This is a genomic window from Roseateles sp. GW823-FHT07B05 (genome assembly GCF_058794515.1).
On record NZ_JBXAGX010000001.1, the window covers coordinates 266,538 to 292,879 of the forward strand.

Consider the following 26,342-nt stretch of genomic DNA (forward strand, 5'->3'; position numbering starts at 1 on the left):
TAGCGGACAAAGGCGCAGATAAGCGCTCATGAACGGGAGGAACTTGTCATGATGAAACCGGGTGCCAGGCGGCTTGTGTGGCTGGGCGGCATCGCTGGCGCCGGCGTCATCGCTTTCGCGTTGGGCGGCTGGCGTGCCGACGGCACCGTGGCGCCGCAGGAAGCGTCGGCATCCACGCCAGGGCCGTCAACGGTGTCTGTCGGCCCGGCGGATACGGCCCCTGCTGCCGCGCTGCCCGGCGCCTCCATGCCGGCCACGGCAACCGCAGCGATCCCGGCTTCTGCCGGCTGGCCTCTCCCGCCTGCGGACGTGTCGCGCCGGCAGCGCGACATCCAGATCGCCCTCAGCAGCGATCAGCGCGGCAAGGCTGGCGAGGCGGCGAAGCACATCCAGGACTGCCTGATGGCGGAGCGCAACGCCGAGCAGCGGCGGCAGCAGATGGCCGCCAGGCAGCAGCAGTTGCCGGAACCGCTTGCTCGCGCCTTCAGGGCCCAGCACGACGAGTTGCTCGCCTCCTGCCAGGCCGTCGATGCGGCGTCCCGCGCGCAGCTGGTGCCGTTGCTTCGCCGCAGCCTGGCCGAGGGCGACAAGGGCGCTGCGGCAGGCCTGGTGCAGGCGTTGGGAAAGGACTTCAAGCTGGCGGATGAGCCCGGCGTCGTCCCGGCACTGCGCCGTGACGCCTGGGACTGCGACCGCCTCTCGCAAAGCACGCTGAGTGGCCTGGCCCGGCGGGACCCGCAGCTGCTGACGCCCGACGAGGTCGGCGCCTTGCGCGATCTGCAGCGCCTCTGGATCAGCCGGGGTCTGGAGGCCGTGCGGCGCCAGGCCGAGGGTGACCCGAAGCGTCAGGCCGCCATCGACGGCATGCTGGCCACCCTCAAGCCGCCGCCCGAGGCCAACCTCGCGGAGGTGGCGCGAATCTCGGCCGATATCCAGAGCCGCTGCCCGGTGAAGCCGGCGGGCGCCGAGGTGCGAGGACGATGAGCGGCTGCCAGCAGATCAACACGCTGGCTGCCGAACGGTCGCTGCAGCAAGCCGCCCCGGCAGACCAGCGAGCGCAACTGGCCGCACGGCTGCTGCCGGTGCTGTCCTAGAACCGAAGTAGTCCACGTACTGGCGGTCCACGCCGCGGGCGACTTCCCGATGCGCGCTGGCAAGCGTTGACGCGGGTGAAAACTACCGCCCGGCACAGCCGCCTGACGTCGGCATAGTGCGCAGCCGTGATGACTGTGATCGCTTCGTTCCCATGACCCCCTTGGCGCGGCTGGCCACCTGGTTGAGCTGCATCGCCGGCGCCTGTGCGTTGGCCTGGGTTGCGACGGTGTGGCGTGTCGACGCGGCGATGCCGCCGACACCAACCAGGCTGCAGCCCTCGCCACCTGTGCCGTCGGCCGCGCGGGTTCAGCCGGTGGCCGCTGTTGTGGCTATGCCCGCCGATGTCGCCTCGTCGCCAGCAGTGCCTGCCTCGGAGCCCCTGCGCAGACTGCCGCCCGACGCGTCGCGCATGCAGCGCGAGATCCAGTTCGCCGCCGTCAGTGACCAGCGCGGCAAGGCAGGTGCCGCGGCGCGGCTGATCGAGCAGTGCATGGCGGTGGAGCAACTGCGTGCGCAGCTCGACGCGGGCCAGGTCCATCCGGCCCTTGTGGACCGGCGTCGGGCGTTGGCGCGAGAAGAAGACCTGGTCGCCTGTCAGGCCGTGGACGCGATGTCGCGCGCGCAATGGGTGCCGTTGCTGCGTCGTAGTCTGGCGGAGGGCGACAAGAGGGCAGCGTACAAGCTGATCACGGCGTTGGGTCGGGACTTCAACCCGGCCAACGAGTCTGCCGCCATGGCGAGCTTGCGTCGTGATGCCTCGGACTGCGACTGGCCTTCGTTGCGTCAGCTTTATTTCTTGGGCAAGCGGCACCCGGGTTCTGTGACATCGGACGAAGTCGGCGCGGTGGAGCAGATGGAGCGGCTGACCGCGGTCGCCCTGGGCGACAAGCTGAAGCAGCTCGCCGACGCCGAGGCCGATCCCGGCCGCAAAGCCGCTATTGATCGTGATATCGCCGCCATCAAGCTGCCGCCGGTGGTCGCCTCGCCCGAAGCCGTTCGCCTGGCAGCGGACGTCCGCACCCGCTGCGAGGCCGGGCCCTGAAGCGCGTCAGAACCGATACAGCCACCCCGCAAACACGCTCGCCTGATAGCGCCGCTCCACCAGCGGGCTCTTCTCCACCGGGCTGCCCAGCTTGATGCCCGACACGTCGGCGAACAGCATCTCGTTGCTGCCCGTCACGTAGGTCAGCCGCAGGCCCAACTCGGCCTGCGTGGTGGATGAGCCCACGTAGACCGGCCGGCCCGTCAGCGCCTCGGCGGGCTTCACGCCGAAGTAGTAGTCCACGTACTTGCGGTCCACGCCGCGCACGCCCGCGCGGGGCGTCACGGCCAGGTCGCCGAAGTCAAAGCGCTTCTCGTACTGCAGCGTGAAGATGCGCCCCTTGCTGTGGCCCAGCGCGTCGCCCACGGCCTCCAGCGAGATCTCGCCGAACCCGCTCTCCCAGATGGCGGCGCCGCCCAGCCACAGGCTCTCCTTGCGGCGCTCCATGCCGCGCAGGAAGTCCGAGTCCTTGGCCTTGTAGCCGTCGAAGCCGAAGCGCGTGCGCAGCCGGTAGCTGACCGGGCCGGTGCTACCCAGCTTCACGTCCACCGTGGGCAGCGCGACCGACACCCACTCGTTCTCGTAGATCAGCAGCGGCAGCACGCGCGCCTTGGTCTTCACGCCGCGGTAGGGTTCGCGCACGGCGCCGGCGCCGATGCCGGCGATGGTCAGCGAACCGGGCGTTGCGCCGCCGGGCGGCGAGGTCTGGGCCAGGGCCGGCGTGGCGATCAGCAGCGCGGCGGCGAGGCGAAGGGCGTGGGCTTGCATGGACAACTTCCTTGGATGGGGGAAAGAAACGCCGCGCAGCCTAGGAGCGCCGAATTAGCGCCGGCTTAGGGGCGGCCGGGCCTCGCTCACGGCGCATCCTCACGCTGGCTTAAGTCGGCACGTTTAAGCTGCCGCGCATGCGCGCACTGCTGGTGGAAGACGACGAGATGATCGGCAAGAGCCTGACCCAGGCGCTGGCCCGGGCCGGCTGGTCGGTGGACTGGGTGCGCGACGGCGAGCCCGCCCGCGCGGCGCTGGCCGACGGCGGCTACGCCTGCGTACTGCTGGACCTGGGCCTGCCGCGGCTGGACGGCCTCAGCCTGCTGCGCCAGCTGCGCGGCAGGGGCGAACTGACGCCGGTGCTGGTGCTGACCGCGCGCGACGGCATCGAGGACCGCATCGCCGGGCTGGACCTGGGCGCCGACGACTACCTCATCAAGCCCTTCGAACTCGGCGAGCTGCTGGCGCGCATGCGCGCGCTGCTGCGCCGGGCCGGCGGCGTGGCGCAGTCGCTGCTGGGCCAGGGGGCGGCGGTGCAGCTGGACCTGAACACCCGCGAGGCGCTGCGGGGCGGCCAGCGCGAGGTGCTGACGGCGCGCGAGTTCGCGCTGCTGCGCGCGCTGCTGGAGCGGCCCGGCGCCATCCTGTCGCGCGAGCAGCTGGAGCAGCGCATCTACGGCTGGGGCGAGGAGGTGGGCAGCAACATGATCGACGTGCTCATCCACGGCATGCGCCGCAAGTTCGGCGCCGATGCCATCCGCAACGTGCGCGGCCTGGGCTGGCGCGTGGCGCTGGTCGACGCGGCATGACGCGCCGCCTGCCGTGGCCGCGCTCGCTGCGTGGCCAGATGGTGCTGTGGCTGCTGCCGCTGCAGCTGCTGATGACCGGCGGGCTGGCCTGGCTGTTCGCCGACAGCTACGCGGTGACGGTGTTCGAGTTCATGGACGGGCAGATGCAGGCGCTGGCCCGCTCCCACGCCGCGCGCAGCTGCGCCAGCCTGGACCTGCCCGCGCCGCCGCAGCCGGAGCACGAGGTTTACGAAGGCGGGCAGTTCGTCGTGCAGCTGTGGTGCGTGCAGGACCCGGCCCGCCATGTCAGCGACCTGCCGTCCGCGCCGCTGCCGCTGCAGCCGGTGGCCGGCTGGCACGAGGTGCAGGCCGGCGATGCGCCGTGGCATGTCTACACGGCGCCGGCGGGCGGCAGCGAGGTGCGGGTGCAGGTGGCCCAGAGCCTGGTGTTCCGCCAGCGGGAGGTCAGCGCGCGGACCTTCCTGGCCAGCCTGGTGGGCCTGCTGCTGCTGCCGGTGTCGGTGGCCGTGCTGGCGCGCGTGGTGGGGCGGGCGTCGCGGCGGCTGCAGCAGTCGGCGCAGCAGCTGGCGCAGCGTGACGAGCACAGCACGGCCCCGGCCAACCTGCAGGTGCCGCGCGAGATCGAGCCGCTGGTGCAGGCCTTCGAGGCCGTGCTGGCACGGCTGCGCGGCGCGCTGGCGTCGCAGCGGCGCTTCGTGCAGGACGCCGCGCACGAGCTGCGCACGCCGCTGACGGCGCTCAGCCTGCAGCTGGAGAACCTGCGCCCGCACCTGCGCGAGGCCGGCGGCGACTTCGAGCAGCTGCAGCAGGGCATGCGCCGCGCCAGCCACCTGGTGGACCAGATGCTCAGCCTGTCGCGGCAGGACCTGGCGCCCGGCCCGTTGGCCGCCCAGCCGCTGGACCTGCGCGAGCTGCTGCGGGCCAGCATCGCGCTGGGCCTGGCCGAGGCCGACCGGCGCGGCGTGGAGATGGGCTTCGTGGACGGCGCCGACGGCCCCGTCGTGCTGCAGGCCGTGGAGGGCGACCTGCGCAGCCTGTTCGACAACCTCATCAGCAACGCGCTGCGCCACACGCCCGCGGGCGGCGAGGTGGAGCTGCGCCTCACGCGCGATTTCGTGGACGTGGTGGACAGCGGCGCGGGACTGCCCGAGGCGATGCGCGAGCGCGTGTTCGACCGCTTCTTCCGCATGCCCGACGCGCCGCCCGGCGGCAGCGGCCTGGGGCTGGCCATCGCGCGGCAGGCGGGCTTGCGCCACGGGCTGCGCATCGAGCTGCGGGCGCGGGACGACGGGCAGCTGGGTCTGGTGGCCAGAGTGCATCTGCCTTAAGTCCAGATTCATTCATGCCGCCTAGATTGGGCGGCATGAACTCAAGCCACCCCTCCCGCATCGCGCGCCTCGCGGCCTATGGCCTGCTGTTGGTGCTCGCCACGTTGACCGGCGCGATGGCGCTGCGCTACGCACTGCCCGGCCAGCCGTTTGCGCCGCCGCTGCCCAACCTGCTGATGCAGCGCGAGCTGCTGGTGCTGCATGCGGTGTGCGGCGGGCTGGCGCTGATGCTGGGGCCGTGGCAGTTCTCCACGCGGCTGCGGGCGCGCCGCCCCGGGCTGCACCGCGCGCTGGGCCGGGCCTATGCCGCCAGCCTGCTGCTGGGCGGGCTGGCCGCGCTGCGGCTGGCGGTGACGTCCGAGGGCGGCTGGGTGGCGCACGTGGGCTTCGGGCTGCTGGGCCTGCTGTGGCTGGGCAGCACGGCCGTCGCGCTGGTGCACATCCGCGCGCGGCGCGTTGCCGAGCACCGGCGCTGGATGCTGCGCAGCTTTGTGCTGACGGCCGGTGGCATCACGCTGCGGCTGCAGATCGTGCTGGGCAACCTGCTGGCCGTGCCGCTGGAGACCTACTACTTCGCGCTGGCCTGGACGTCCTGGCTGCCGCAGGCGCTGTGGCTGGAGTGGTGGCTGCGCCGCAGCCCGCCCGCGGCCGTGGCGGCCCGGCCGGAGTGGCCCGACACGCAGCTCGATCTGCGCTGAGCGCGCGCCGGCTCAGCCGCGCTGCGGCGTCGCCTGTTCGGCAAACCCGCGCCACACCGCCATGGTGCGGGCCGTGCGGCTGGGCGGCTCGGGGGCGCGATCGGGCGCCAGCGCCGCCACGGTCTGCGTGACGCGCACGAGGAAGGGCAGCGTCAGCATCAGCGGCAGCGCCGTCAGGCGCAGCGCCTGGCGCGTGCCGGGCGGTGTGTCGGCCAGCAGCACGGACGTGGGCAGCGTGTGCGCGTACTGCGACAGCTGCATCGTCACGGCCTGGTGCCACTGCGCGTTGACGCCGCTGAGCGCGCAGCGCTGGCGCTGGCCCAGGTGGAAGGCCGGCGGGTCGCCCTGGGCCGTGCGCTGGCGCAGCGCTGCCTGCAGCGCGGCGGGCAGCGAGGCGAGGAACTCGTGCCCCTCCAGCTGCGCCTGGCGCTGCCGTGCCTGGGTGCGCAGCGCGACGACCTGCGGGTCGGCCTCGTCCGCCTCGTCGATCATCTTCAGCCGGCGCGTGTCGTCGTGCAGCTCCCACAGCAGCAGGCGGAACTCATGCTCCGCCGGCGTCGCCTCATGCCCGGCGATGTACTCGAAGGCGTCGTGCGCCTCCACGGCGCAGCGCGCCAGCGCACTCATGGACGACACGTCCGCCAGCGCCGCGGTGGCGGCCTGGCTGCCGTCGGGCGCCAGGCTGCGCAGCGCGCCGCAGTGGGCCACCAGCTTGAGAAAGATCTTCAGCCCCGCCGCCACATACATGGCCTGCGGCGCATAGGTCGCCAGCGCCGCCGACACGGCCTTGCCGTGCTCCAGCACGGCGTCGAATTCGCGTACCTTGGACCGGTAGTCGCCCCACGTGTTGATCGCTTCCAGCATGCTCGATTCGTTGCCCAGACAAGCGCGCTAGCGTAGGCGATGTTTCACCGGCCCAGCTTGGTGGTCATCCAGTGGGCGGCCAGCGCGGGCCACTGGCCCTGCGTGCCGGCCAGCCCGCGCAGCGCAAAGCCGTGCTCGGCCTGCGGGAACACGTGGGCTTCCACGTCCAGCCGGTGCTGCTGCGCCGCGGTGATGAGGTTGAGCGCGTGCTGGATGGGCACGATGGGGTCGTGCAGCGCGTAGGCCAGGAACACCGGGCACTGCGGCAGGCCGTGCGGCTCGGTGGCGATGCCGATGGGCCAGGCGTCGTAGAAGGCCTGCTTCTCGGGCGGCGGGAAGTCGGGCTTGCCGGCGGGGAACTTGTGGTCGCGGTGGTTGGCGTTCAGCGGCGCGTAGGCGATGACGGCGCCGGCGCTCGCGCGCTGGCAGGCCATCACGCCGGCCAGGTGGCCGCCGGAGGACAGGCCCACGTGCAGCAGCGGCAGCGGCGGCAGCTTGTCGAACAGCGCCAGCGCGCGCAGGCCGTCCTGCAGCGCGATGTCGAACGGGTGGCCGTCCTGGCCGGGCAGGCGGTGCACCAGCACGTAGGCGTCCAGCCCCAGTGTGTTCAGCCACTGCGCGACCTCGACGCCTTCCTTGTCGTGCATCAGCTGCAGGTAGCCGCCGCCGGCATACACGAGGGCGCGGCCTCGTGCCGGGGTGGGGGACGGGTAGGCGTGCAGCTCGGCGCGCGTGGGGCGGCGGCACAGGCGGTCGGGGGCGTCGCCCTCGAAGACGTTGGGCTCGCCGGGGGACAGGGCAATGACGGTCATGGTCTGGTTTCGGGCAGGGGCAGGCCGAAGTCGGGCATGCCGTCGGCGGTGAAGGCGAGGGGTTGCACGCGCGTCGCGCGGCCGGTGTCCTTCAGCGGGTCGCCGGTGATGTCGCGGTAGTTGCGGGCGTGGAAGACGTTCAGCACCGTGCCATCGGGTTCGACGAGGAAGCTGTTGTGGCCGGGGCCGTACTGGCGGTTCTCGGGGCTGCTGCTGAACACCGGGCCGGGCGACTTGCGCCAGCTCTTCGCGTCCAGCAGGTTGGCGTCCGCGTCGGCCCACACCAGGCCCAGGCAGTACTCGGCACCGGTGCCGGCCGCCGAGTAGCTGACGAACACGCGGCCGCCGTGCACGAGCACGGCAGGCGCCTCGTTGACGACGTGGCGCACCTTCTCCCACGCGTACTCGGGCTGCGTGAGGCGCACCTGCGGGCCTTCCAGCTCGGTGGGGCTCTTCATGCGCGACAGGAAGATGTCGGTGCTGTGGTTCTTCTTGGCCGGGTCGGTCTGCGCCCAGGCCATGTAGCGCTGGCCGCGGTGCTCGAAGACGGTGGCGTCCAGCGTGAAGGTGTCCCACGCCGTCTTGAGCTGCCCGCGCTCGGTCCATGGGCCCTGCATGGGGTCGGCGCCGGCGTTCTCCAGCGTCCACAGGCGGATCTTCCACGGCTCCTTCGCCTCGCCGGCGCTGAAGTGGATGTACCAGCGGCCGTCCAGGAAGGCGAGCTCGGGCGCCCAGATGTGGCGGCTCATGGTGCCGCTGTCATGCTTGCGCCAGACGACCTGGGGCTGGGCTGTCGCCAGGCCGGCGATGGAGCGCGCACGGCGCAGTTCCAGCACGTCGTAGGCCGGCGCGGTGGCCATCAGGTAGTACCAGCCGTCGTGGCGCAGGATCTGCGGGTCGGCGCGCTGCGCGACGAGCGGGTTGGGCCAGGGCAGCGGTGCGGGCACCGGCGCGGCTGGCGCCTGCGCGAAGGCGGGCAGGGCTGGCGCGAGCAAGGCTGCGGCGAGCGTCGAGCGGCGCGAGATCAGCAAGGGCAAGGTCAGGTCTCCAGGCGTTGAAGCCGTCCATCGCGGCGTTCGAATCGGGTCGTCTGGCCGGCGGCGAGGCGCAGCGGCAGCGGGGGCGCTCCACGCCAGCGCAGCTCGGTGCTGCCGCCGGCGGGGCTGGCGATTGTCAGCGTCTGCACCTCGCCGCCCTGCCAGCTCATCGCGATCTCGAAGCCGCCGCGCGCCCGCAGGCCCGACACGCGACCGGCGGGCCACGCCGAGGGCAGCGCCGGCAGCAGCTCGATGCGGCCGCGGTGGCTCTGCAGCAGCATCTCGGCGATGCCGGCCGCGCCGCCGAAGTTGCCGTCGATCTGGAACGGCGGATGCGCGTCGAACAGGTTGGCGTAGCTGCGGCTGGGGTGCAGCAGCCGCTGCAGCACCGAGTACGCGTGCTCGCCGTCCTTCAGCCGCGTGAACAGGTTGATGCGCCAGCCGATGCCCCAGCCGGTGGTGTCGTCGCCGCGGCGCTCCAGCACGTTGCGCGCGGCGGCGGCGAGTGCCGGCGTGTCCTCGGGCGTGATCTGGTCCGACGGGTACAGCGCGTACAGGTGCGACACGTGGCGGTGCTTCGGCTCGGGCGCCTGCAGGTCCCAGTCTTCCATCCACTCCTGCAGCTGGCCGGCGGCGCCGATGCGGTCGGGCGGCAGGCGGTCGCGCATCGCCTCACAGGCCTTGGCGAAGGGGCGGTCGGTGCGCAGCTCGCGAGCGGCGTCGGCGCAGTGAGCGAACAGGTCGCGCAGCAGCTGGCTGTCCATCGCCGGGCCGGCCACGACCGAAGAGCCGTGCGGGTGCGAGTTCTCCGGCGAGATGCTGGGGTTGGTGACCATGAAGCCGCTCTTCGGGTCTTTCACCAGCGTGGCGAGCTGGAACTCGGCCGCGCCCTTCAGCAGCGGGTACAGGCGCTTCAGCAGCGCCGTGTCACGACGGAACAGCCAGCTCTGCCACAGCGTGTTGACGAGCCACACGCCGCCCATGGGCCACAGGCCCCACTTGGCGCCGTCGGTCGGCGCGGCCACGCGCCAGCCGTCGGTGTTGTGGAAGGCCACCCAGCCCGGCGCGTCGTACATCGCGCGGGCCACCTTGGCGCCGGTGAGGCTCAGGTCCTCCACCATCGCGATCAGCGGCTCGATGGTTTCGCCGATGTTGCAGACCTCGGCGGGCCAGTAGTTCATCTCCGTGTTGATGTTGATGGTCCACTTGGACCCCCACGACGGATTCGTCTTCTCGTTCCACAGCCCTTGCAGATTGGCCGGGAAGCGGCTGCCCGGCCGCGAGCAGGCCAGCAGCAGGTAGCGGCCGTACTGCAGGTAGAGCGACGCGAGGCCCGGGTCCTGCCCTTCGGCGAAGCGGGCGATGCGCTCGTCGGTGGGCAAGCTGCCGTGGGGGCCGGCGCCGAGGTCCAGCGCGACGCGGCGGAACAGGCGCTGGTGGTCCTCGCGGTGTGCGGTGCGCAGTGCCTCGGGGCCGCGGGCGATGGCTGCGGCCAGCGTCTGCCGGTTCAGCGCCGCCGGGTCGCCCGACACGTCGTCGAAGCGCTTGTAGCCCGTGGCGCCGGCGATCAGCAGCCAGGCTTCGTCGGCGCCCTGCACCTGCAGCCCGCCGTTGCGCGCCGTGACCTTGCCGCCCTTCGTGACGACCTGCAGCCGGCACTCGAAGGGCAGGCTGCCTTCCACGCCCAGTTGCGCGGGGCTCATGCCCGCCACCCACAGCGTGTGGTGGCTCTCGCCGCCGCTGGTCTTCTGGTGCGGCGCGGCCAGCGTGATGTCGGCGGTGATCCATTTCGGCTTGTCGGCCGTGAGGCGCACGACGATGAGCTGGTCGGCCGCCGAGGCATAGACCTCGCGCGTCAGCGTCGCGCTGCCGGCGCGGAACTGCGTCGTCGCGACCGCCTCGTCCAGGTCCAGGCTGCGCTCGTAGCCGCGCACGCCGTCCAGCCCGGGGAAGACGAGCAGCAGCTCGGCCAGCGGCTGGTAGCTCATCTGCCGGTTGGGCGTGCCCAGCATCGTCTCGTTGGCCAGCTTCTCGGCCTCGGCGTAGCGGCCGGCGAACACCAGCTCGCGCACCTGGGGCAGGCCTTCGCGCGCCTTCGGGTTGGTCGTGTCGTAGGGGCCGCCGCCGAAGAAGCTGTTCTCGTTGATCTGCAGCCGCTCGGTGTGCGTGCCGCCAAACACCATCGCGCCCAGCCGGCCGTTGCCCACCGGCAGCGCGGCCGTCCATTCATCGGCGGGGCGGCGGTGCCAGAGGCGCAGCGGGTTGGCTGCCGGCGTCTGTGCTTGCGCGGACGGCAGGGCCAGCAGCGGCGCGCCGTAGCGCAAGGCGATCTGTTGCTGGAGCCAGGTGCGACGGGAGGTGGTCATGGCAGCTTGTAGAACTCCGCTTCGACGATGGAGAGGACGCCGCGGCCAAGACGGCTGGCACCGGTGTCGACGATCTTCTGGTTGGCGACTTCGGTGTTCACGGTTTCCGCACCGCCTTGTGCCTCGCCGGTCAGCTCGATGCTGACGACCTGGCCGCGCTGGGGCTTCAGCGGCAGTGTCACGTAGCCAAGGCTGCGCGCCGTCAGGCCCCGCCACACCTCGGTGCCATCCATGCGGATGACCAGCGGGTACTGCCGCTCGCGCCAGCCGCCGAGCTTGAGCGTGATCTCGCTGAGCGTGGCGGCCTCGGCCAACTGGAAGCGGATGGCGCCCTTGCCGGCCTCGCTGGTCCATGACGTGCTCTCGTCGTCATCGAAGGCCTTGGCGGCGTCGCCGCTGGTGGCTTCGGCGCTGGCGACCGGGACGGTGATGCGGCTGACCTTGAACGATGGCGTGGCGGGTGTTTCACCGCGGGTCGACTGCGGCGCAACGCCGTCGGTGGGAAAGCGCGTGCTCAAGCCACCGGCGACCCTCACAGGCTGTGAACTCAGCTCCAGCATCGCGGGTGCGAGGCCAGCCGCTTCGGCGCGCAGCTTGATGACACCCGCCTCCGTCGTGCTGCGCACCAGCACGCGGTTCACGCCGCCTTCCACCGGCAGCTCGCGCGCGAGCACGTAGTTGCCCGGCCCCTGCGCGATGCCACCGCGCCATTCGGCCGGGCCGTCGAGCGTGAACTTCACCAGGTCCAGCGCGATGGGGTTGCGGCGCCCCTGCGCATCGACGACCTCGACCTGCACCAGCGCCAGGTCCGCGCCATCGGCCTGCAGGCCTTGCGGGTGGGTCTGCACGCCGAGCTTCAGTGCGGCCGGTGCGCCGGCCGTGATGCGCACGTCCTCGCAGACCTTGTTGCCGTCCTGGTCCAGGCCGATGGCACGCAGCTCGCCCGGCTCAAAGGCCACGCCGGGGAAGTTGAAGACGAAGGGCTCGTTGGCCTCGGCCGCGCCCAGCGGCCTGCCGTTCAACATCAGCAGCACGCGCTTGCTGCTTGCGACGACGGTGACCGTCTTCACCGTGCCGGCCGCGTAGTTCCAGTGCCCCAGCAGATGCGCGCGCGGCTGCTCGACGTCGACCCAGCCGTCCCACATCACCTGGTGCGCGAAGAAGCCGTCCTTGGGAATGCGCATCGCATCCACCTCGCCGCTGCGGCGGTAGTTCTCGGCGCCGCGGTGGTGGGTGTTGCTGTCGCTGAAGATGATGTTCACGCCGCCCGACGACACGCGCGTGCCGGTGCCGGGCCGTTCGCGCCAGAAGTCCACCCAGCGGCGCACGTCTTCCAGTGCGTGGCTGTCCTGGTTGCGGTTGTAGCCGGGGGCGGGCTGGCCCTTGTGCTCGGGGCCGTCGCCGTCCTTGTGGAACGGCGGCGACAGCTCGTCCCAGAACTTGCGGGCGCCCTCGTCGCGCGAGTACTCGGTGGCCCACATCGGGCGGCGCGCGCTCTTGTTGACGTAGAGCATCTCGCCGCCGTACTCGGCCACGTCCTGCAGCGCCTTGGACAGCATCTCGCGGCTGCCGGCCGCGCGGCCGCCATGCGGGTCGTAGCGGTCGCGGATGGCCTTGGCCTCGGCCATGTGCTCGGCGCTGACACCGCGGTTGCCCGTCTCGATCATCAGGATGCTGGGGCTGTTGCGGAAGTAGATGATGGCGTCGCGCATGGCCTCCATGCGCTGCTCCCAGCGCCGGCCGGTCACGTCGGCCTCGGAGTCGCCCGTGGGCATGGCCTGCATGAGGCCGAGGCGGTCCAGTGACTGCACGTCCTGCGCCCATGGTGCCGTGTGCATCCAGCGCACGAAGTTGGCGTTGCTGGCCAGCATCTGGCCGTTGCCGTAGTCGCTGAGCCAGGCGGGCACCGACAGGCCGATGGCCGGCCACTCGTTGCTCGTGCGCTGCGCATAGCCCTTGAGCTGGATGACGCGGCCGTTCAGCGTGACCCTGCCGTGGCTGAAGTCGGTCTGGCGGAAGCCGGTGCGCGTGACGACGGTGTCGACGGGCTTGCCGTCGACCGTCAGCGTGGTCTGCACGTCGTACAGCGCGCCGTGCCCCCAGCTCCAGAACTGCAGGCCGGCGACGGGCGCCTGGGCGCTGACGGTTGTCGTCGCGCCGGCGGCAACCGTCTGCGCGGGGGCCTTGAAGGTGGCGACGAGCTTGCCGTCGCGGTCGCGCAGCCGCACGTCGAAGCCAAAGCGGCGGGGCTCGTCGTGCTCGTTGCGCACCTGGGCTTCGGCGGTGATGGTGGCGCGCCGGGCCTTCTGGTCGAAGCCGGCCGCGTGGATGTAGACGCCCGTGGTGCCGAGGTTGGAGAACAGCGGCAGCGTCTGGTAGAGCCTGTCGGTGATGTGCAGCCGCAGGTTCTTGGGCAGGCCGCCGTAGTTGGCGTTGAAGTTCCTGTCGGCCCACTGGTAGCGCTGGTTCGTGGCCTTCTCGCGGTAGTCCCAGGCGTTGTCGGTGCGCACGGCGATGACGTTGTCGCCCGGCTTGACGGCGCGGCTCAGGTCGAAGCCGAAGGCGGTGATGCCGTTCTCGTGCAGGCCGACTCGTTGGCCATTGACCCAGACTTCCGCGGCCTGCCGTGCGCCTTCGAACTCGATGAAGACCTTGCGGGTTGCCACGTCGGCCGGCAGCGTGAAGCGCTTGCGGTACCAGGCAATGCCGGTGCGGTGGTCGACGATGTCCTTGGCGAAGGCGTCGTCCTCGTTCCAGGCGCGGGGGAGGGTGACGGGCTGCCAGCTCTGGTCGTCAAAGGTCGTCGACTCGGCACCGGGCGCGTCGCCGACGTGCAGGCGCCAGCCGGGGTTGAAGTTGTAGACCTCGCGGGCGGCGTGGGCCGAGAAGGCGAGGGCGAGGCTCGCCAGGAACGTGGCGATGCGTGGCAGCGTCATGGTTGAGACCCGGTGGGTTGGTGGCGAGCGTGGTGCCGGGATCTCGCCCCGGCGGGCGACCTGCTTTCTTGTGTCCACAAGAAAGCAGGCAAAGCAACGACCCCCGACCGCACCGCCCACGGAGCGCCGGCAGGCCAGCGGTCGATCACGGCCGCACCAGCCCCGCCGCCTGCGCTGCTTCGTCCAGCGTGTCACCGATCAACGCCAGGTTCTGGATGCCGGCCAAGCCCCATTGCGCCGAGTCGTTGGTGCTGATGCCGGCCTGCTCGTCGAGCGGGCGGATGACGTCGACGCCGCCGATGCGCCTCACCGCGCCGCCGCCGCGCAGCGCGCGCGACGCGAAGAACTCGCGCCACGCCCGCAGCGCCAGCGCGCGGTCTTTCTCGTGGAAGGCCGCGTAGGCCGTCATGCGCGAGCAGGTGTCGGTGAGGCTGCGGCCGCCCGGGTCGCGGCCCAGCAGCGCGGCGATCTCGTTCTTCGGCGCGTTGTAGTAGCGGCAGTACTCCAGCCAGGCGCGGCGGTAGGCCGGCACGTCCACCAGCGTCAGCAGCTCCGAGCTCATCTCGATGACGCCGAACACGCCGTTCAGGTGCGAGATGGAGATGTCTTCGCCCGGGCCCATGAACTTGCCGGTCTTCGCGTCGTACGGTGCGCCGCCGGCGAACCAGCGGCGCTTCAGGTCGCCGATGGTCTGCATGCCGTTGACGAGCTTGTCGCGCCAGCGCTTGTCGCCGGTGCGTTCCCACTCGGTCAGCCAGGCGGCGATCCACGAGCCCCACGTGGTGCCGAAGCCCACGCCGGGCAGGTCGGACGCGCGCGGCCCGGCGCCGGGCGGCAGCTTGCGCGAGATGTCGACCTTGCCAATGTCGGCGTCTGAGTCCAGCAGCTCGCGGATCAGGTCGCCGCAGCGCTCGTCGGCAGTCAGGTAGAAGTAGATGCGGCGGTAGGCGGCGTTGGAGATGCGCGGCTGTTTGGACGAGTCCGACCAGTGCTGTACGCCGTGGCGCGTGCCGAAGCCCTTCAGCTCACCGAGGTGGTAGACGTCCACCTCGCCGGTGTGGCGCGTCATCGCCTCGGCAAGGCGGAACACGTCGGCGCGGCCGGTGCGCAGGTAGCTCATCCACAGCCACAGGTCGGTGGACAGTTCCGAGTTGTCCCACGCGTAGCCGCCGATGTCGTAGCGCCACATGTGGCGGTCGGCGTCGTAGCTGTGCATCACGTCGCCGTAGTTCCAGAAGCCGTACCAGCGGTGCTGCTCGACTTCCTTCACGTACTGGCCCAGTTGCAGCGCCAGGCGGTCCTCGATGAGCTTGCGGGCCGGCGAGCCGGTGTCCACCGGGTCCCAGTCGCCGAACACGCCGGCGGCGTGCAGGCGCTGTGGCGTGAGGATGGGGCGGGCCGGCGTGGCGACCTGGTCGGCCATGTCGGAGAGGGCCTGGTGCGACGGCGTGGCGCCCAGCACCCACAGCTGCAGCTCCGACGTGCGCGCCACGCCGAAAGCGCTGTCCCAGCCCGGCTCGTAGTCCTCGTAGGTGATGTTGAGGCCTTCGATCTGCTTCTCGTGCGTGTCCATGTCGCCGGGCGAGCGGTAGGAGCGCATGTCCATCGCCGGGGCCGACGGCGAGTACAGCCAGGCCGTCACGTCGGCCAGCTCGGTGGCGGCGCCGCGCACGTCCAGCCGCACGGGCGCGCGCTGCCAGAAGTCCTTCAGGCCCAGCGCCACGCCGCCCGACGCGCCACCGGCGTAGACCAGCCCCTTGGCGCGCGAGCCGCCGTTCGAGTCGACCCAGGCCTGGCCGCCCTGCGTGCGCTTCTTCAGCGTGAAGCCGTCGGCATTGGCCTGGGCCAGCGAGAAGTCGTTCCACTCGGGAATCCACTTCAGGCCGTTCTGCACCGGCTTGGCCATGCCGCTCAGCGGGGGCAGTGCCTGGCCGGCGACCTGGGCGTCCTTGTAGGCCTGGCCGGGGTCGCGGCGCAGCCCGGTGATGGGCCGCACGGCCTCGCCCCACACGCCCACGCCTTCGCCGGAGAAGCGGATGTGGCGGTCGTGCGTCGCGTTGCTCATGGGCACCTGCGCCGTCACGCCGAGGCCGGCGATGAAGTCCTGGGCGGCGTCGCCGTCCCACACGAAGGTGTGGACGATGCGCACGCTCTCGGCGCCGGCGTAGAAGTACAGGCGCACGGAGAAGGGCAGCCAGTCGCGGCCATTGCTGCTGTGCGTGCCGTCGAGCTTCAGCACGGCGCGCACCGGGCCTTGCTGCTCGACGGTGACGGTTTTGACCTTGCTCGTGAAGGACTGGCGCGCGACCTTGCCGTCCAGTTCGGGATCGGCGCCGTCCTGGCGCAGCGCGACGAGCTTGAGGTTCTTCAGCGTGACGCGGCCGGCGCGCGTGGCCTGCTCGATGAGCACGCCGCCGCCGGTGGGCACGGTCCACGCGAGGTCGCCATGGGTCACGACGATCTGCGTGGCGCTCTGCTTCACGCTCAGCCCGCCGGCCGCGGGCTTGCCGCTCTCCAGCTTCAGCGGGCCTTGCGGCGCGCCGCCGGCGATGGCGTGCGCCGTCCACTTCAGCGAGCCGTCGGGCCAGTAGGCCAGCGGCCAGGACTGCAGCGGGTGGCTGCCGATCTTGAAGTCCAGCGCCTTCGCGGCGGACCGGACCTGGCCGCGCGGCCACGGCACGCCGAACGTGGCGCCCTCGAAGCGCGACGGCGGCACGCCGTCCAGCCAGCGCAGCGTCGTGTCGCTGACGGGAGCAGTCGTCGTCGGCAGGTTGGCCGTGGCGGCTTGGGCGGTCGGCAGGGACGAGGCGAGCGAGGCGACGGCGGTGGTCTGCAGGAAGCCGCGGCGGGAGAAGGGGGACGTTTTCATTTCAGGTGCTTCCCAACGAGTGGTGGTGGCGGTGCATGAATCTCTTCGGGCCGAGCGCTGGGCTGCCAAGGGCCAGAGGCCCTTGGCCTGTCGTAGGCACAACCAGTCCGCAGGGACTGTTTGTGTCCGACTCCAGTTCACCAAGCCGGCCCGCTAGGCGATGTGCATGCGGCTCAATGCCGCATGCATCGCCGTCCCCTTGGGGGACCGGCCAGGCTCGCCCGCGTTCAGCGCGGCGGGACTGGACGAGGGGCCGCATACCAGTCGGCGAGGACAGTGAAGGCCAGCTTGCGCTGCCCCGTCTCGGAGATCAGGCCCTTGCGGTTCCAGCCGTTCTGGAAGACCGGGTGCTCGCGGCGTGGTGAGCGGAAGTCCTTCAGCACCCAGGGCGACAGGCCGCGCAGCGTGGGCACCTGGGCGGCCATCGCGAGCGTGGCGCGGTAGTAGTCGGCCTGGTAGTCCTCGCTGAATTTGCGGCGCAGCGTCGGGTCGCGGAAACCGGCCTGCGCGTCGGCGCCGAACTCGGAGAACAGCAGCGGCTTGTCCGCCGGCAGCTTCCAGCTCAGCCGTGCCACACCTTCCAGCGTGTCGTCGCCGTACCAGCCGGCATACGTGTTGACGGCGATGACGTCGAGGGCCGCGAGCAGCGGGTCGGCGAGCTGGATGACGTCGCCCTTGCGCTCCACCAGCAGCGCCGCGGAGACGAGGCGGCTGTCGTCCAGCGCGCGCACGGTCTGCGCCAGCGCGGCGTGGAAGCGCGTGCGGTTGTCGGCCACCGGCGTCTCGTTGCCGATGCTCCACAGCACCAGCGCGGCGCGGTTGCGGTCGCGGTAGATCGTCTCGGCCTGCATGCGGCGGGCCTTGTCCAGCACTGCGGGGTTGTCCCAGTCCACCGTCCAGTAGACGGGGATCTCGCTCCACACCAGCAGGCCCAGTTCGTCGGCCATGCGCAGCATGGTCTCGTTGTGCGGGTAGTGCGAGAGGCGCACGTAATTGCCGTGCAGGCCGTGCTTCACCTCGCCGAGCAGCCGGCGCGCAGCGGCCTCGTCGAGGCGGCGGGCGGGGTTGGGGGCTATCTCTTCCTCGTGGATGGAGATGCCCTTCAGGAACACCGGCTTGCCGTTCAGCAGCACGTCGCTGCCGCGCACGGCGATCGTGCGGAAGCCGATGCGGTCGCGCACGCGGTCCCCGCCGGCCTCGAAGTCGACGTCGTACAGCGTCGGCGCCTCGGGCGACCAGCGCTTCAGCGATGCGGGCGCGGGCGTGTCGAAGCGTGCTTCGCCGTTGGCGTCGGTGCGGGCCTGCAGCGTGACGCCCAGCGCCGCGATGCGCAGGGTCACCGGCTGGTTGGCCGACTGCGGGCCGTTCAGCTGGGCGCTGCCGACCAGCCGGCCGGCATCGTTGAGGCGCAGCGTCGCGTCGTCGATGAAGGTGCCCTGCGTCTGGATCAGGGTGACCGGCCGCGTGATGCCGCCGTAGAGGTCCCAGTCGGTGATCTCGCCGGGGATGCTCTGCGCGTCGTGCTTCGAGTCCACGCCGACGACGAGGCGGTTGCCCTGCGCGCGCAGCGTGTCGGTCACCTCGACGACGAAGGGCGTGAAGCCGCCCTCGTGCTGGGCGATGGGCTTGCCGTTCAGGTAGACCGAGGCGCGGTAGTTCACCGCCTCGAAGCGCAGGAAGCTGCGCTGGCCGGGCACCAGCTTCGCATCGAAGCGGCGCTGGAACCAGATCAGCCCGTCGTACCAGCGCAGCTCGGGCACGGCCGAGTTCCACGCGCCGGGCAGCGTCATCGTCGGGCCGCGGTCGAGGTCGAACTCGAAGAAGGTCGGGCCGGTCTTTTTCTCCTCGGCCGCCACGTCCACGTCGCGGAAGCGCTGCATGCGCGACTTGGCGACCCAGCCGTTGATGTCGGTCAGGCTGGTGCGGTAGTAGTCCTTGGAGTAGGTCCAGGTGCCACCCAGGTCCTGCGTGGCGGTGCGGGCCGTCAGCAGCAGCGGCGGGCGCAGCGCGTCGGCGGCGGACGCCGTGCCGGCGACGACGGCGAGCAGCGCGATGAAGCGGCGCATCACGGCTGCACCTCCAGCACCAGCACGGACTTGGCCGGGATGTTCAGTGCCAGCAGGCCGTTCCTGGCCTCGGCCTTGAAGGGCTGCGGCTTGACGCGGTCGGGCGCGTCGAACCAGTTCTGCGCGTCCATCGTCGCGGCGGTCAGCAGCTGGCCGGTCACGGCGCGCACGCCCTTGCCGCCGACGGCGAGCTGCAGCGGCAGCGCGTCGTTGGGGTGGGTGTTCGTCAGGCTCAGCAGCAGCTTGCCGTCGACCGACTTCGCGGCGCTCGCGCTCAGCCCGGGGATGCTGTACTTGCCCAAGGTGTAGTCGGGCACGCCGGCCAGCTGCACAGGCAGCGACGTGGCATCCATGAACGGCAGGTGCATCGCGAACACGTGGTAGCTGGGCGTCAGCACCATGCGGTCCTTGTCGGTGACGATCATGGCCTGCAGCACGTTGACCATCTGCGCGATGTTGGCCATCTTCACGCGGTCGGCGTGGCGGTGGAAGACATGGAAGTGCAGCGCGGCCAGCACCGCGTCGCGCATCGTGTTGCGCTGGACCAGGAAGCCGGGGTCGGTGCCGGGCTCGGGGTCGTACCAGCTGCCCCACTCGTCGAAGTAGATGGCGAACTTCTTGGCCGGGTCGTTGCGGTCCAGGATCTCGCGGTGCTTGGCGAGGTAGCCGTCGATGGTCTGCGGCACGGCCAGCGTGGAGATCCACTCGGCCTCCGGGAAGCCCACGGCCGCGCCCTTCTTCTTCCAGTCGCGCGTGGGCAGCGAGTACTGGTGGTGGGTGATGGCACTCATCTGCTTGATCTCGGCGCTGAGCGTCTCGGTCCAGTGCAGCTCCAGCTCCTGGCCGCCGCTGGCGACGAGCTTGGGCCGGTTGCCGCGCGGTGCCTTGGCGAAGGTGGCCCACTGCTTGTAGAGGTCCGCGTAATAGCCCGGCTTCATGTTGCCGCCACAGCCCCAGCTCTCGTTGCCGATGCCCCAGTACTGGATGCGCCAGGGCTTGTCGCGGCCGTTGGCGCGGCGCTCGCGGGCCAGCGCGGTGTCGCCCTCGGCCGTCAGGTACTCCAGCCACTGCGCCATTTCCTGCACGGTGCCGGAGCCGAGGTTGGCGTTGATGTAGACCTCGGTGCCGAGCTGCTCGGCCAGGTCCATGAACTCGTGCGTGCCCACCGTGTTGGGTTCGATGACGCCGCCCCAGCTGGTGTTGACGCGGGGCGGGCGCTGCGACTGCGGGCCGATGCCGTCGCGCCAGTGGTACTCGTCGGCAAAGCAGCCGCCGGGCCAGCGCACCACCGGCACCTTGATCGCCTTCAGCGCACCGACAACGTCGCTGCGCCAGCCGCGCACGTTGGGGATCTTGCTGTCCGGCCCCACCCACAGGCCGCCGTAGACGCCGCTGCCGAGGTGCTCGGCGAACTGGCCGTAGATCTGCCGCGCGATGACGGGGCCTGGCTTGTCGGCCTGGATGTCCAGCTTCACCGGCTCCGCCGCCGAGACAGCAAGCGAGGTGGCAAGGCTGAGGGCGGGGAGCAGGTGTTTCATCATTGGCAGCGAAGGATCTGGAAGTCTCTGATCTGCAATCGACTCGCGGTCGTGCGGAACGCGAAGTAGCCGTGCAGGCGGGGATTGGGATCGGCGTGCGTAAAGACTTCGTTGCTGTCGACCGCCCAGCGCAGGTGAACGGGATCGGCCGGCGTCGGTTGACGCGAAACAATCTCGATGCTGAGCGGTTTGCCCGCCTGCAATCGGGTCTGCGGCGTCATCGGGGCTTCGCCCGCCTCGGCGATGGCACCGTCAGAAAAACCGGTTAGCAGTTGGCGCGTGCTGCCCGTGTAGTGGCGCAGCCGCGTCGTCGTGTTGCCGTTGGCGCCGAAGCCGGCGTAGTAGGTCGGCAGCGTGTCGTAGCCGGCGAACTTGCCGCTGCGCGGGTAGGGCTCGCTGCCATCGGCCTCGAGCGCGTTCCAGAACATGTTCAGGTCCGACAGCCGGCCTGCGAGCGCACCGGCGCTGGCGGGCGCGGGCAGCGCCACGGCGGTGAAGCGCACGGCGTAGTCGCCCGACAGCGGCTCGCGCCACCACAGGCTCAGGCCGGCGGGCGTGGCGATGTCCAGCACACCGCCCGCGGCGGTGACGACGGCGCGCGCATCCTCGGCCTCCAGCCGCCAGCGGGCGAGGCCGGTGCGGAAGTCGTCAGCGGCGACGGGCGCCAGCTTGCGCGGCGGCTCGCACCACGCGGTCGCCGTCAGCGGGAGGCTGAGGATCAGCCCGCAAAGTGAAAGACGGAGGGCAGGTCCCATTGGCGCGGCTTGTTGTCGGGTTCGACCTCCATCAGCGGGGCCATGTAGTCCCACCAGCGGCGCATGACGGGCAGTGTCGGCAGTTCGTCGATCGGGTAGCCGGGCTTGAGCTTGAGCACCGCGAACAGGCTCAGCGTGCTCTCGTCCAGGAAGATGGAGTAGTCGTGAATGCCGGCGCCGCGCAGCGCCTCGGCCAGGTCGGGCCACAGCTCGTCGTGGCGCTTCTTGTACTCAGGCACCACGCCTGGCTTGAGTTGCATCTTGAAAGCGCGGATCTCGTGGTCGCTCATGTTGCTTTGTCTCCTAGAGAACGTCTTGTTCGGCCATGGGGCGGCTGGACACATCGCGGCGCTGCAGCGCGGGGTCGACGGACCAGTGTTCCGTGCTCAGGCCTGCCAGCGCCGCGCCGGGCCCCAGCGCGATGGGCGTGCCCAGCCGCAGCCGGCAGTTCGCGAAGCGCCAGCCCAGCACGTCCAGCACGTGGCCGCCGCGGCGGGCCTGCAGGTCCAGGTCGGTGAAGCGGAAGTCGCGCAGCGGGGCCTGGCTGTCGGCGTCCACCTCGAAGGCGACATCCGCGCCGCGGGCGGTCAGGCCGTTGATGGTGACGCCGCGCACCTGCGTGCGGCCCTGCGCTGGCGGCACCGGCGCGGCCAGCGCCCGCCAGTGCGCCGGCGCGTTGGCGCGCTCGGCGTCGGGGATGTGGGCGCGGCTGTAGGCGGGGTTCCAGTTCATCGTCGCGCGCACCGCGACCGGCACGTCGTGCAGGCTGAGGTCGCTGAGGGTCACGCCGTCGATGAAGCCGCCGCGTGTGGGCGCGCTCTTGAACAGCAGCCCCACCGGCACCGGCGCATGCACGGTGATGCGCTCGGCCGTGATGCGGCGAAAGCCGCCGGAGGTCTCGCTGCCGAAGGTGAGGCCGGCGGCGCCCTCGCGGACCACGCAGTCGCTGAGGGTGATGTCCTCGCAGGGCCGCGCCACGCGCAGGCCGTCGGCGTCGCGGCCGGCCTTCAGGCACAGCGCGTCGTCGTTGACGGCGATGTCGGCGTGGCGGATCTGCACGCGGCGGCAGGAGTCGATGTCGATGCCGTCGGTGGACGGCCCGTGCGCGTCGTCGTTGTTGCGGATGACGACGTCGTCGACGGCCACGTCCTCCGAGTAGCAGAGGTGCAGCGTCCAGAAGCCGGAGCGGCGCAGCAGCAGGCCGCCGCCGATGTGGATGCGCGACGACTCGAAGACCTGGATCAGCCGCGGGCGCTGGCAGTCGTAGTCCGACGCCCAGCGCAGGCCGCGCGGCTCGTAGGTGGCGCGCAAGGCCCAGTAGCTGTCCCAGAAGACCTTGCCGTCGCCGTCGATGCAGCCTTCGCCGGTGAGGCTCACATCGTGCTCGCCGTAGATGTTGACGAGGGCCGCCGGCCAGCGCATCTCGATGCCGGCGACGCGGGTGGGTAGCAGCGGGTAGTCGGCCAGGTCACGCGAGCCGAGCAGCGTGGCGCCGCGGTCCAGCCGCAGCGTCATGCCGGTCTTCAGGAAGAGGGCGCCTGTCAGGTAGACACCGGGGCCCAGACGCAACTCCGCGCCTGCCAAGGCCGCCGCATCGATGGCGGCCTGCAGGGCGCGGGTGTTGAGGGTGCACCCGTCGCCGCGTGCACCGTAGGCCTGCGCTTCCACGCAAGCCCGCGTCATCAGACGATGCCGGAGCCTGAAGCGCCAGCCTTCGGCGGGCGCTTGACGGCGACCTGTTCGCGGTAGCCGCTGGCGCGGTAGGCCGCCACCGGGTCGACCGCGCCGCCCGAGCGCAGGCGGGCCATCGCGAGGATGGGGCTCACGTCGGTGCGGAAGGCCTTCTTCAGCGTCTGCGCGGCCTGCAGCACGTCGTTGCTTTCCTGGAGGCCGGCCAGTGTGGCGCGGTCCACCAGCGCGGCCTGCACGAAGGCGCGCTGCACTTCGACGGCGCTGCTCATCAGGCTTTCGATGGGGTCGGTCACGTTGTGCGACTGGTCCAGCATGTAGGCCGGGCTGAAGGTGCCGTCACGCAGCGTGGCGTCGGCCAGCTCGTTGAAGACCAGGAACAGCTGGAACGGGTCGATGGAGCCCGAGTCCAGGTCGTCGTCGCCGTACTTGCTGTCGTTGAAGTGGAAGCCGCCGAGCTTGCCGAACTGCGCCAGACGCGCCACGATCATCTCGATGTTGGTGTTGGGCGCGTGGTGGCCCAGGTCCACCAGGCACTTGGCCTTCTCGCCCAGCGTCTGCGCCACGGCGAAGCTGGTGCCCCAGTCGGCGATGACGGAGCAGTAGAACGCCGGCTCGAACAGCTTGTGCTCGATGTACATCAGCCAGTCGGCCGGCAGGGCCGCGTAGATGCCCTTGGCGCTGTCGATGTAGCGCTCCAGCGCGCCGCGCAGGTTGCTCTGGCCGGGGAAGTTGGCGCCGTCGCCCACCCACACGGTCAGGCCCTTGGAGCCCAGCGTCTTGCCCAGCTCGATGCAGTCGATGTTGTGCTGGACAGCCTGCTCGCGGGAGGCCTGGCTCGTGGAGGTCAGGCTGCCGAACTTGTAGGTGTGGGCCTGGCCGGCCTGGTCCTGGAAGGTGTTGCTGTTGACGGCGTCAAAGCCCAGGCCCAACTCGTCAGCCTGCTGGCGCAGGGCCTTCGGGTCACTCGGCTTGTCCCAGGGGAAGTGCAGCGACACGGCCGGGGTGGCGCGCGTCAGCTGGTTGATGACGGCGCAGTCTTCCAGCTTCTCGGTCACGTCACGCGGCTCGCCCTTGCCGGGGAAACGCGCGAAGCGCGTGCCGCCGGTGCCGGCGCCCCAGCTGGGCACGGCCACCGCGAAGGTCTGGGCCTTGGCGGTCAGCGCCTCGATGTCCACGCCGCGACGGGACAGCATGCCGCCCAGCGCGTCGTAGTCGGCCTGCAGCTCGGCGCGCAGCTTGGCGTTGTGTTGCTCGACCTGGCCCGCGTCGATGATGTGCTTGGTCATGGGTGTCTCCTGCGGCTCAACGCGTGAACGCGGCGGCGTTGCCGGCGTCCACGTTCAGCACGTTACCCGTGCTCTTGCCGGACTTGTCGCTGGCCATGAAGTACACCGCTTCGGCGATGTCTTCCGGCAGCACGCTGAGCTTGAGCATGCTGCGCTGGCGGTAGAACTCTTCGATGTTGTCCGAGTCGATCTTGTTCGACGCGGCACGCTCTTCCTTCCACTTGCCGTCCCAGATGCGCGAGCCGCGGATGACGGCGTCGGGGTTGACGACGTTGACGCGCACGCCGATGGCCGCGCCTTCCAGCGCGATGCAGCGGGCCAGGTGGATTTCAGCGGCCTTGGCCGTGCAGTAGGCGGACGCGCCGGCGGAGGCGACCAGGCCGTTCTTGCTGGCGACGAACACCATCGAGCCGCCGATCTTCTGCTGCTTCATCAGGCGGAAGGCGCCACGGCCGACCAGGAAGTAGCCGGTCACCAGGATGTCCTGGTTGCGTTGCCAGATTTCCAGCGTCGTGTCTTCCAGCGGCGCGGCCGAGGCGATGCCGGCGTTGGACACGAGGATGTCCAGGCCGCCGAAGCGCAGCGCGGTGGCCGTCAGCACGGCTTCCACTTCCGACTCGGACGTGATGTTGCCCTGCACGGTGGCGATGGCATCCTTGCCGCCGACCTTCAGCAGGTTGGCCTTGGCTTCTTCCAGCGCGCCGGCGTCGATGTCGGTCAGCATGACGCAGGCGCCTTCCTGCAGCAGCTGGCGGGCGACGGCCTGGCCGATGCCACCGGCGCCGCCGGTGACCAGGGCCACGCGGCCGGCCAGGCTCTTGGGTTTGGGCATGCGCTGCAGCTTGGCTTCTTCGAGCAGCCAGTACTCGATGTCGAAGGCTTCCTGCTCGGGCAGGCCGACATACTTGTCGACGCCGTTGGCGCCGCGCATCACGTTGATGGCGTTGATGTAGAACTCGCCGGCGATGCGGGCGGTGGCCTTGTCCTTGGCGAAGGACAGCATGCCGACGCCGGGGATCAGGTAGATGATGGGGTTGGCATCACGCACGGCCGGGCTGGTCGGGCGCTTGCAGCGCTCGTGGTAGGCGCGGTAGTCGGCGCGGTAGGCTTCCAGCGCGGCATCCAGGCCGGCCAGCACGGCGTCCACATCGGGGTTGCTGGGGTCGAAGTCCAGCACCAGCGGGCGGATCTTGGTGCGCAGGAAGTGGTCGGGGCAGGACGTGCCCAGCGCGGCCAGCTTTACCAGGTCGTTGCTGCCGACGAACTCCAGCACCGCAGCGCTGTCGTTGAAGTCGCCGAGCTTGCGCTCGTCGGCGCTGATGCGGCCGCGCAGCGCGGGCATCAGCTTGGCGGCGATGGCGGCACGCTGTTCGGCAGCCAGCGTCACGGTCTTCACGCCGCCGAACACCGGCTGCTTGATGTTCTCGTTCAGCCACTGCTCGGCCAGGCGGATCATGTCCAGCGTGATCTCGTAGCAGCTCTTGGCGGTGTCACCCCAGGTGAACAGGCCGTGGCCTTCCAGGATGATGCCCTTCAGGTTCGGTTGCGACGTGGCCAGCGCTTCCAGCTTCAGGCCCAGGTCGTAGCCGGGGCGCTGCCAGGGCAGCCAGCCCAGCTGGCCGCCGAAGATCACTTCGGTCAGGCGCTTGCTGTCGGCGCAGGCGGCGATGGCGATGATCGCGTCCGGGTGCATGTGGTCGACATGCGCCTTCGGGATGTAGGCGTGCAGGGGGGTATCGATACTCGCGGCACGCGGGTTCAGGTTGAACGTGCAGTGCGGCAGGTAATCCACCATCTCGTCTTCATGTTCCAGGCCGCGATAACGCTTCTTCAGCGCGTTCAGCTTGTCCATGTAGAGCGTGGAGAAACCATCCAGCTTGATGGAGCCCAGGTCGCCGCCCGAGCCCTTGACCCACAGCACCTGCACGTCGTCGCCGGTCAGGTGGTCGCGCATCGTGACCTTGGCCGAGGTATTGCCGCCGCCGAAATTCGTCACGCGCAAATCCGAGCCCAGCAGATTGGAGCGATAAAGCAGCAGTTCGGGTTCGCTCAACTTGGCCGCCACGGCATCGTCCCACTTGGAGACGATCGGGGTTTGAGCGGAGGTTTGGGAATTAGCGGTCATCAGCGTGCCTGTAATCAGTCCGTATTCATCGCCGTGGCCGCGGTTGCGGGTCCGGCACCCGTCATCGGCGGGTTGTCCATGGTGGAAACGGGCCGCAGTGTGAGCCGAAACACCGCCAGCGGCGCGGCCTGTCCACAGGAAATCAAAAGGATGAGCGAAAGCGCGCACCGCGCCGGTGCCGCTCACGAAACGCTCACGGCCGTGAGCGTTTGTTGATTGACCCCGTCATGGGATTGACGTAATCTGCTTTCGGTAC

Annotated in this window: 19 protein-coding genes; 5 read left to right on the plus strand and 14 right to left on the minus strand. The window is 70.6% G+C overall.

Annotated features, from left to right (window positions below):
* Positions 1 to 75 precede the first annotated feature (75 nt).
* The gene (locus AC1Q7O_RS01215) at positions 76 to 984 is read left to right on the plus strand and encodes a hypothetical protein (RefSeq protein ID WP_492659306.1); all 909 of its coding nucleotides are present in this window, start codon (positions 76 to 78) and stop codon (positions 982 to 984) included.
* A gap of 262 nt (positions 985 to 1,246) precedes the next feature.
* Positions 1,247 to 2,137 (plus strand): hypothetical protein, encoded by an 891-nt coding sequence (locus AC1Q7O_RS01220; RefSeq protein WP_492662649.1) that lies wholly within the window; start codon positions 1,247 to 1,249, stop codon positions 2,135 to 2,137.
* 6 nt (positions 2,138 to 2,143) lie between these two features.
* Here the strand turns inward: AC1Q7O_RS01220 and AC1Q7O_RS01225 are convergent, their stop codons facing one another.
* The gene (locus tag AC1Q7O_RS01225) at positions 2,144 to 2,905 is read right to left on the minus strand and encodes a MipA/OmpV family protein (protein ID WP_492659304.1); all 762 of its coding nucleotides are present in this window, start codon (positions 2,903 to 2,905) and stop codon (positions 2,144 to 2,146) included.
* A gap of 137 nt (positions 2,906 to 3,042) precedes the next feature.
* Between AC1Q7O_RS01225 and AC1Q7O_RS01230 the strand changes: the two genes are divergently transcribed.
* From AC1Q7O_RS01230 to AC1Q7O_RS01240, 3 genes are read left to right on the plus strand one after another with little or no spacing between them, the layout of a single operon-like run.
* Positions 3,043 to 3,714 carry a response regulator gene (locus AC1Q7O_RS01230; RefSeq protein ID WP_492659303.1) on the plus strand — a complete coding sequence of 224 codons (672 nt, stop codon included), beginning with the start codon at positions 3,043 to 3,045 and terminating at the stop codon, positions 3,712 to 3,714.
* Entirely contained in the window at positions 3,711 to 5,042 is a 1,332-nt protein-coding gene (locus AC1Q7O_RS01235; protein WP_492659302.1) for a sensor histidine kinase, read from the plus strand. The genes AC1Q7O_RS01230 and AC1Q7O_RS01235 overlap by 4 nt, the downstream gene beginning before the upstream one ends.
* Before the next feature lie 35 nt (positions 5,043 to 5,077).
* Positions 5,078 to 5,740 carry a DUF2306 domain-containing protein gene (locus AC1Q7O_RS01240; protein WP_492659301.1) on the plus strand — a complete coding sequence of 221 codons (663 nt, stop codon included), beginning with the start codon at positions 5,078 to 5,080 and terminating at the stop codon, positions 5,738 to 5,740.
* A gap of 12 nt (positions 5,741 to 5,752) precedes the next feature.
* Here the strand turns inward: AC1Q7O_RS01240 and AC1Q7O_RS01245 are convergent, their stop codons facing one another.
* The 13 genes from AC1Q7O_RS01245 to AC1Q7O_RS01305 form a co-directional block, all read right to left on the minus strand.
* Positions 5,753 to 6,604 (minus strand): hypothetical protein, encoded by an 852-nt coding sequence (locus tag AC1Q7O_RS01245; protein WP_492659300.1) that lies wholly within the window; start codon positions 6,602 to 6,604, stop codon positions 5,753 to 5,755.
* A gap of 44 nt (positions 6,605 to 6,648) precedes the next feature.
* Entirely contained in the window at positions 6,649 to 7,416 is a 768-nt protein-coding gene (locus AC1Q7O_RS01250) for an alpha/beta hydrolase (protein ID WP_492659299.1), read from the minus strand.
* Positions 7,413 to 8,453 carry a glycoside hydrolase family 43 protein gene (locus tag AC1Q7O_RS01255; RefSeq protein WP_492659298.1) on the minus strand — a complete coding sequence of 347 codons (1,041 nt, stop codon included), beginning with the start codon at positions 8,451 to 8,453 and terminating at the stop codon, positions 7,413 to 7,415. Before AC1Q7O_RS01255 ends, AC1Q7O_RS01250 begins: the two co-directional genes overlap by 4 nt.
* Before the next feature lie 2 nt (positions 8,454 to 8,455).
* A complete protein-coding gene (locus AC1Q7O_RS01260; protein WP_492659297.1) occupies positions 8,456 to 10,819 on the minus strand; it encodes a glycoside hydrolase family 95 protein in 2,364 nt (787 codons plus the stop codon).
* Positions 10,816 to 13,755 carry a sugar-binding domain-containing protein gene (locus AC1Q7O_RS01265; protein WP_492659296.1) on the minus strand — a complete coding sequence of 980 codons (2,940 nt, stop codon included), beginning with the start codon at positions 13,753 to 13,755 and terminating at the stop codon, positions 10,816 to 10,818. The genes AC1Q7O_RS01260 and AC1Q7O_RS01265 overlap by 4 nt, the downstream gene beginning before the upstream one ends.
* Positions 13,756 to 13,900: 145 nt before the next feature.
* A complete protein-coding gene (locus AC1Q7O_RS01270; RefSeq protein ID WP_492659295.1) occupies positions 13,901 to 16,624 on the minus strand; it encodes an exo-rhamnogalacturonan lyase family protein in 2,724 nt (907 codons plus the stop codon).
* Positions 16,625 to 16,851: 227 nt separating this feature from the next.
* On the minus strand, positions 16,852 to 18,690 hold the full coding sequence (locus AC1Q7O_RS01275; protein ID WP_492659395.1) for a glycoside hydrolase family 2 protein: 1,839 nt from the start codon (positions 18,688 to 18,690) through the stop codon (positions 16,852 to 16,854).
* Positions 18,690 to 20,228, minus strand: a complete 1,539-nt coding sequence (locus AC1Q7O_RS01280; protein ID WP_492659294.1) for an alpha-N-arabinofuranosidase — start codon at positions 20,226 to 20,228, stop codon at positions 18,690 to 18,692. Before AC1Q7O_RS01280 ends, AC1Q7O_RS01275 begins: the two co-directional genes overlap by 1 nt.
* Positions 20,228 to 20,983, minus strand: a complete 756-nt coding sequence (locus AC1Q7O_RS01285; protein WP_492659293.1) for a DUF6250 domain-containing protein — start codon at positions 20,981 to 20,983, stop codon at positions 20,228 to 20,230. Before AC1Q7O_RS01285 ends, AC1Q7O_RS01280 begins: the two co-directional genes overlap by 1 nt.
* Positions 20,947 to 21,273, minus strand: coding sequence for an L-rhamnose mutarotase (locus AC1Q7O_RS01290; RefSeq protein ID WP_492659292.1), 327 nt, complete (start codon positions 21,271 to 21,273; stop codon positions 20,947 to 20,949). The genes AC1Q7O_RS01285 and AC1Q7O_RS01290 overlap by 37 nt, the downstream gene beginning before the upstream one ends.
* A gap of 13 nt (positions 21,274 to 21,286) precedes the next feature.
* Entirely contained in the window at positions 21,287 to 22,666 is a 1,380-nt protein-coding gene (locus AC1Q7O_RS01295; RefSeq protein WP_492659291.1) for a glycoside hydrolase family 28 protein, read from the minus strand.
* The gene (gene rhaI / locus AC1Q7O_RS01300) at positions 22,666 to 23,961 is read right to left on the minus strand and encodes an L-rhamnose catabolism isomerase (protein WP_492659290.1); all 1,296 of its coding nucleotides are present in this window, start codon (positions 23,959 to 23,961) and stop codon (positions 22,666 to 22,668) included. The genes AC1Q7O_RS01295 and rhaI overlap by 1 nt, the downstream gene beginning before the upstream one ends.
* 16 nt (positions 23,962 to 23,977) lie before the next feature.
* Positions 23,978 to 26,086 carry a bifunctional rhamnulose-1-phosphate aldolase/short-chain dehydrogenase gene (locus tag AC1Q7O_RS01305; RefSeq protein ID WP_492659289.1) on the minus strand — a complete coding sequence of 703 codons (2,109 nt, stop codon included), beginning with the start codon at positions 26,084 to 26,086 and terminating at the stop codon, positions 23,978 to 23,980.
* Positions 26,087 to 26,342 lie beyond the last annotated feature (256 nt).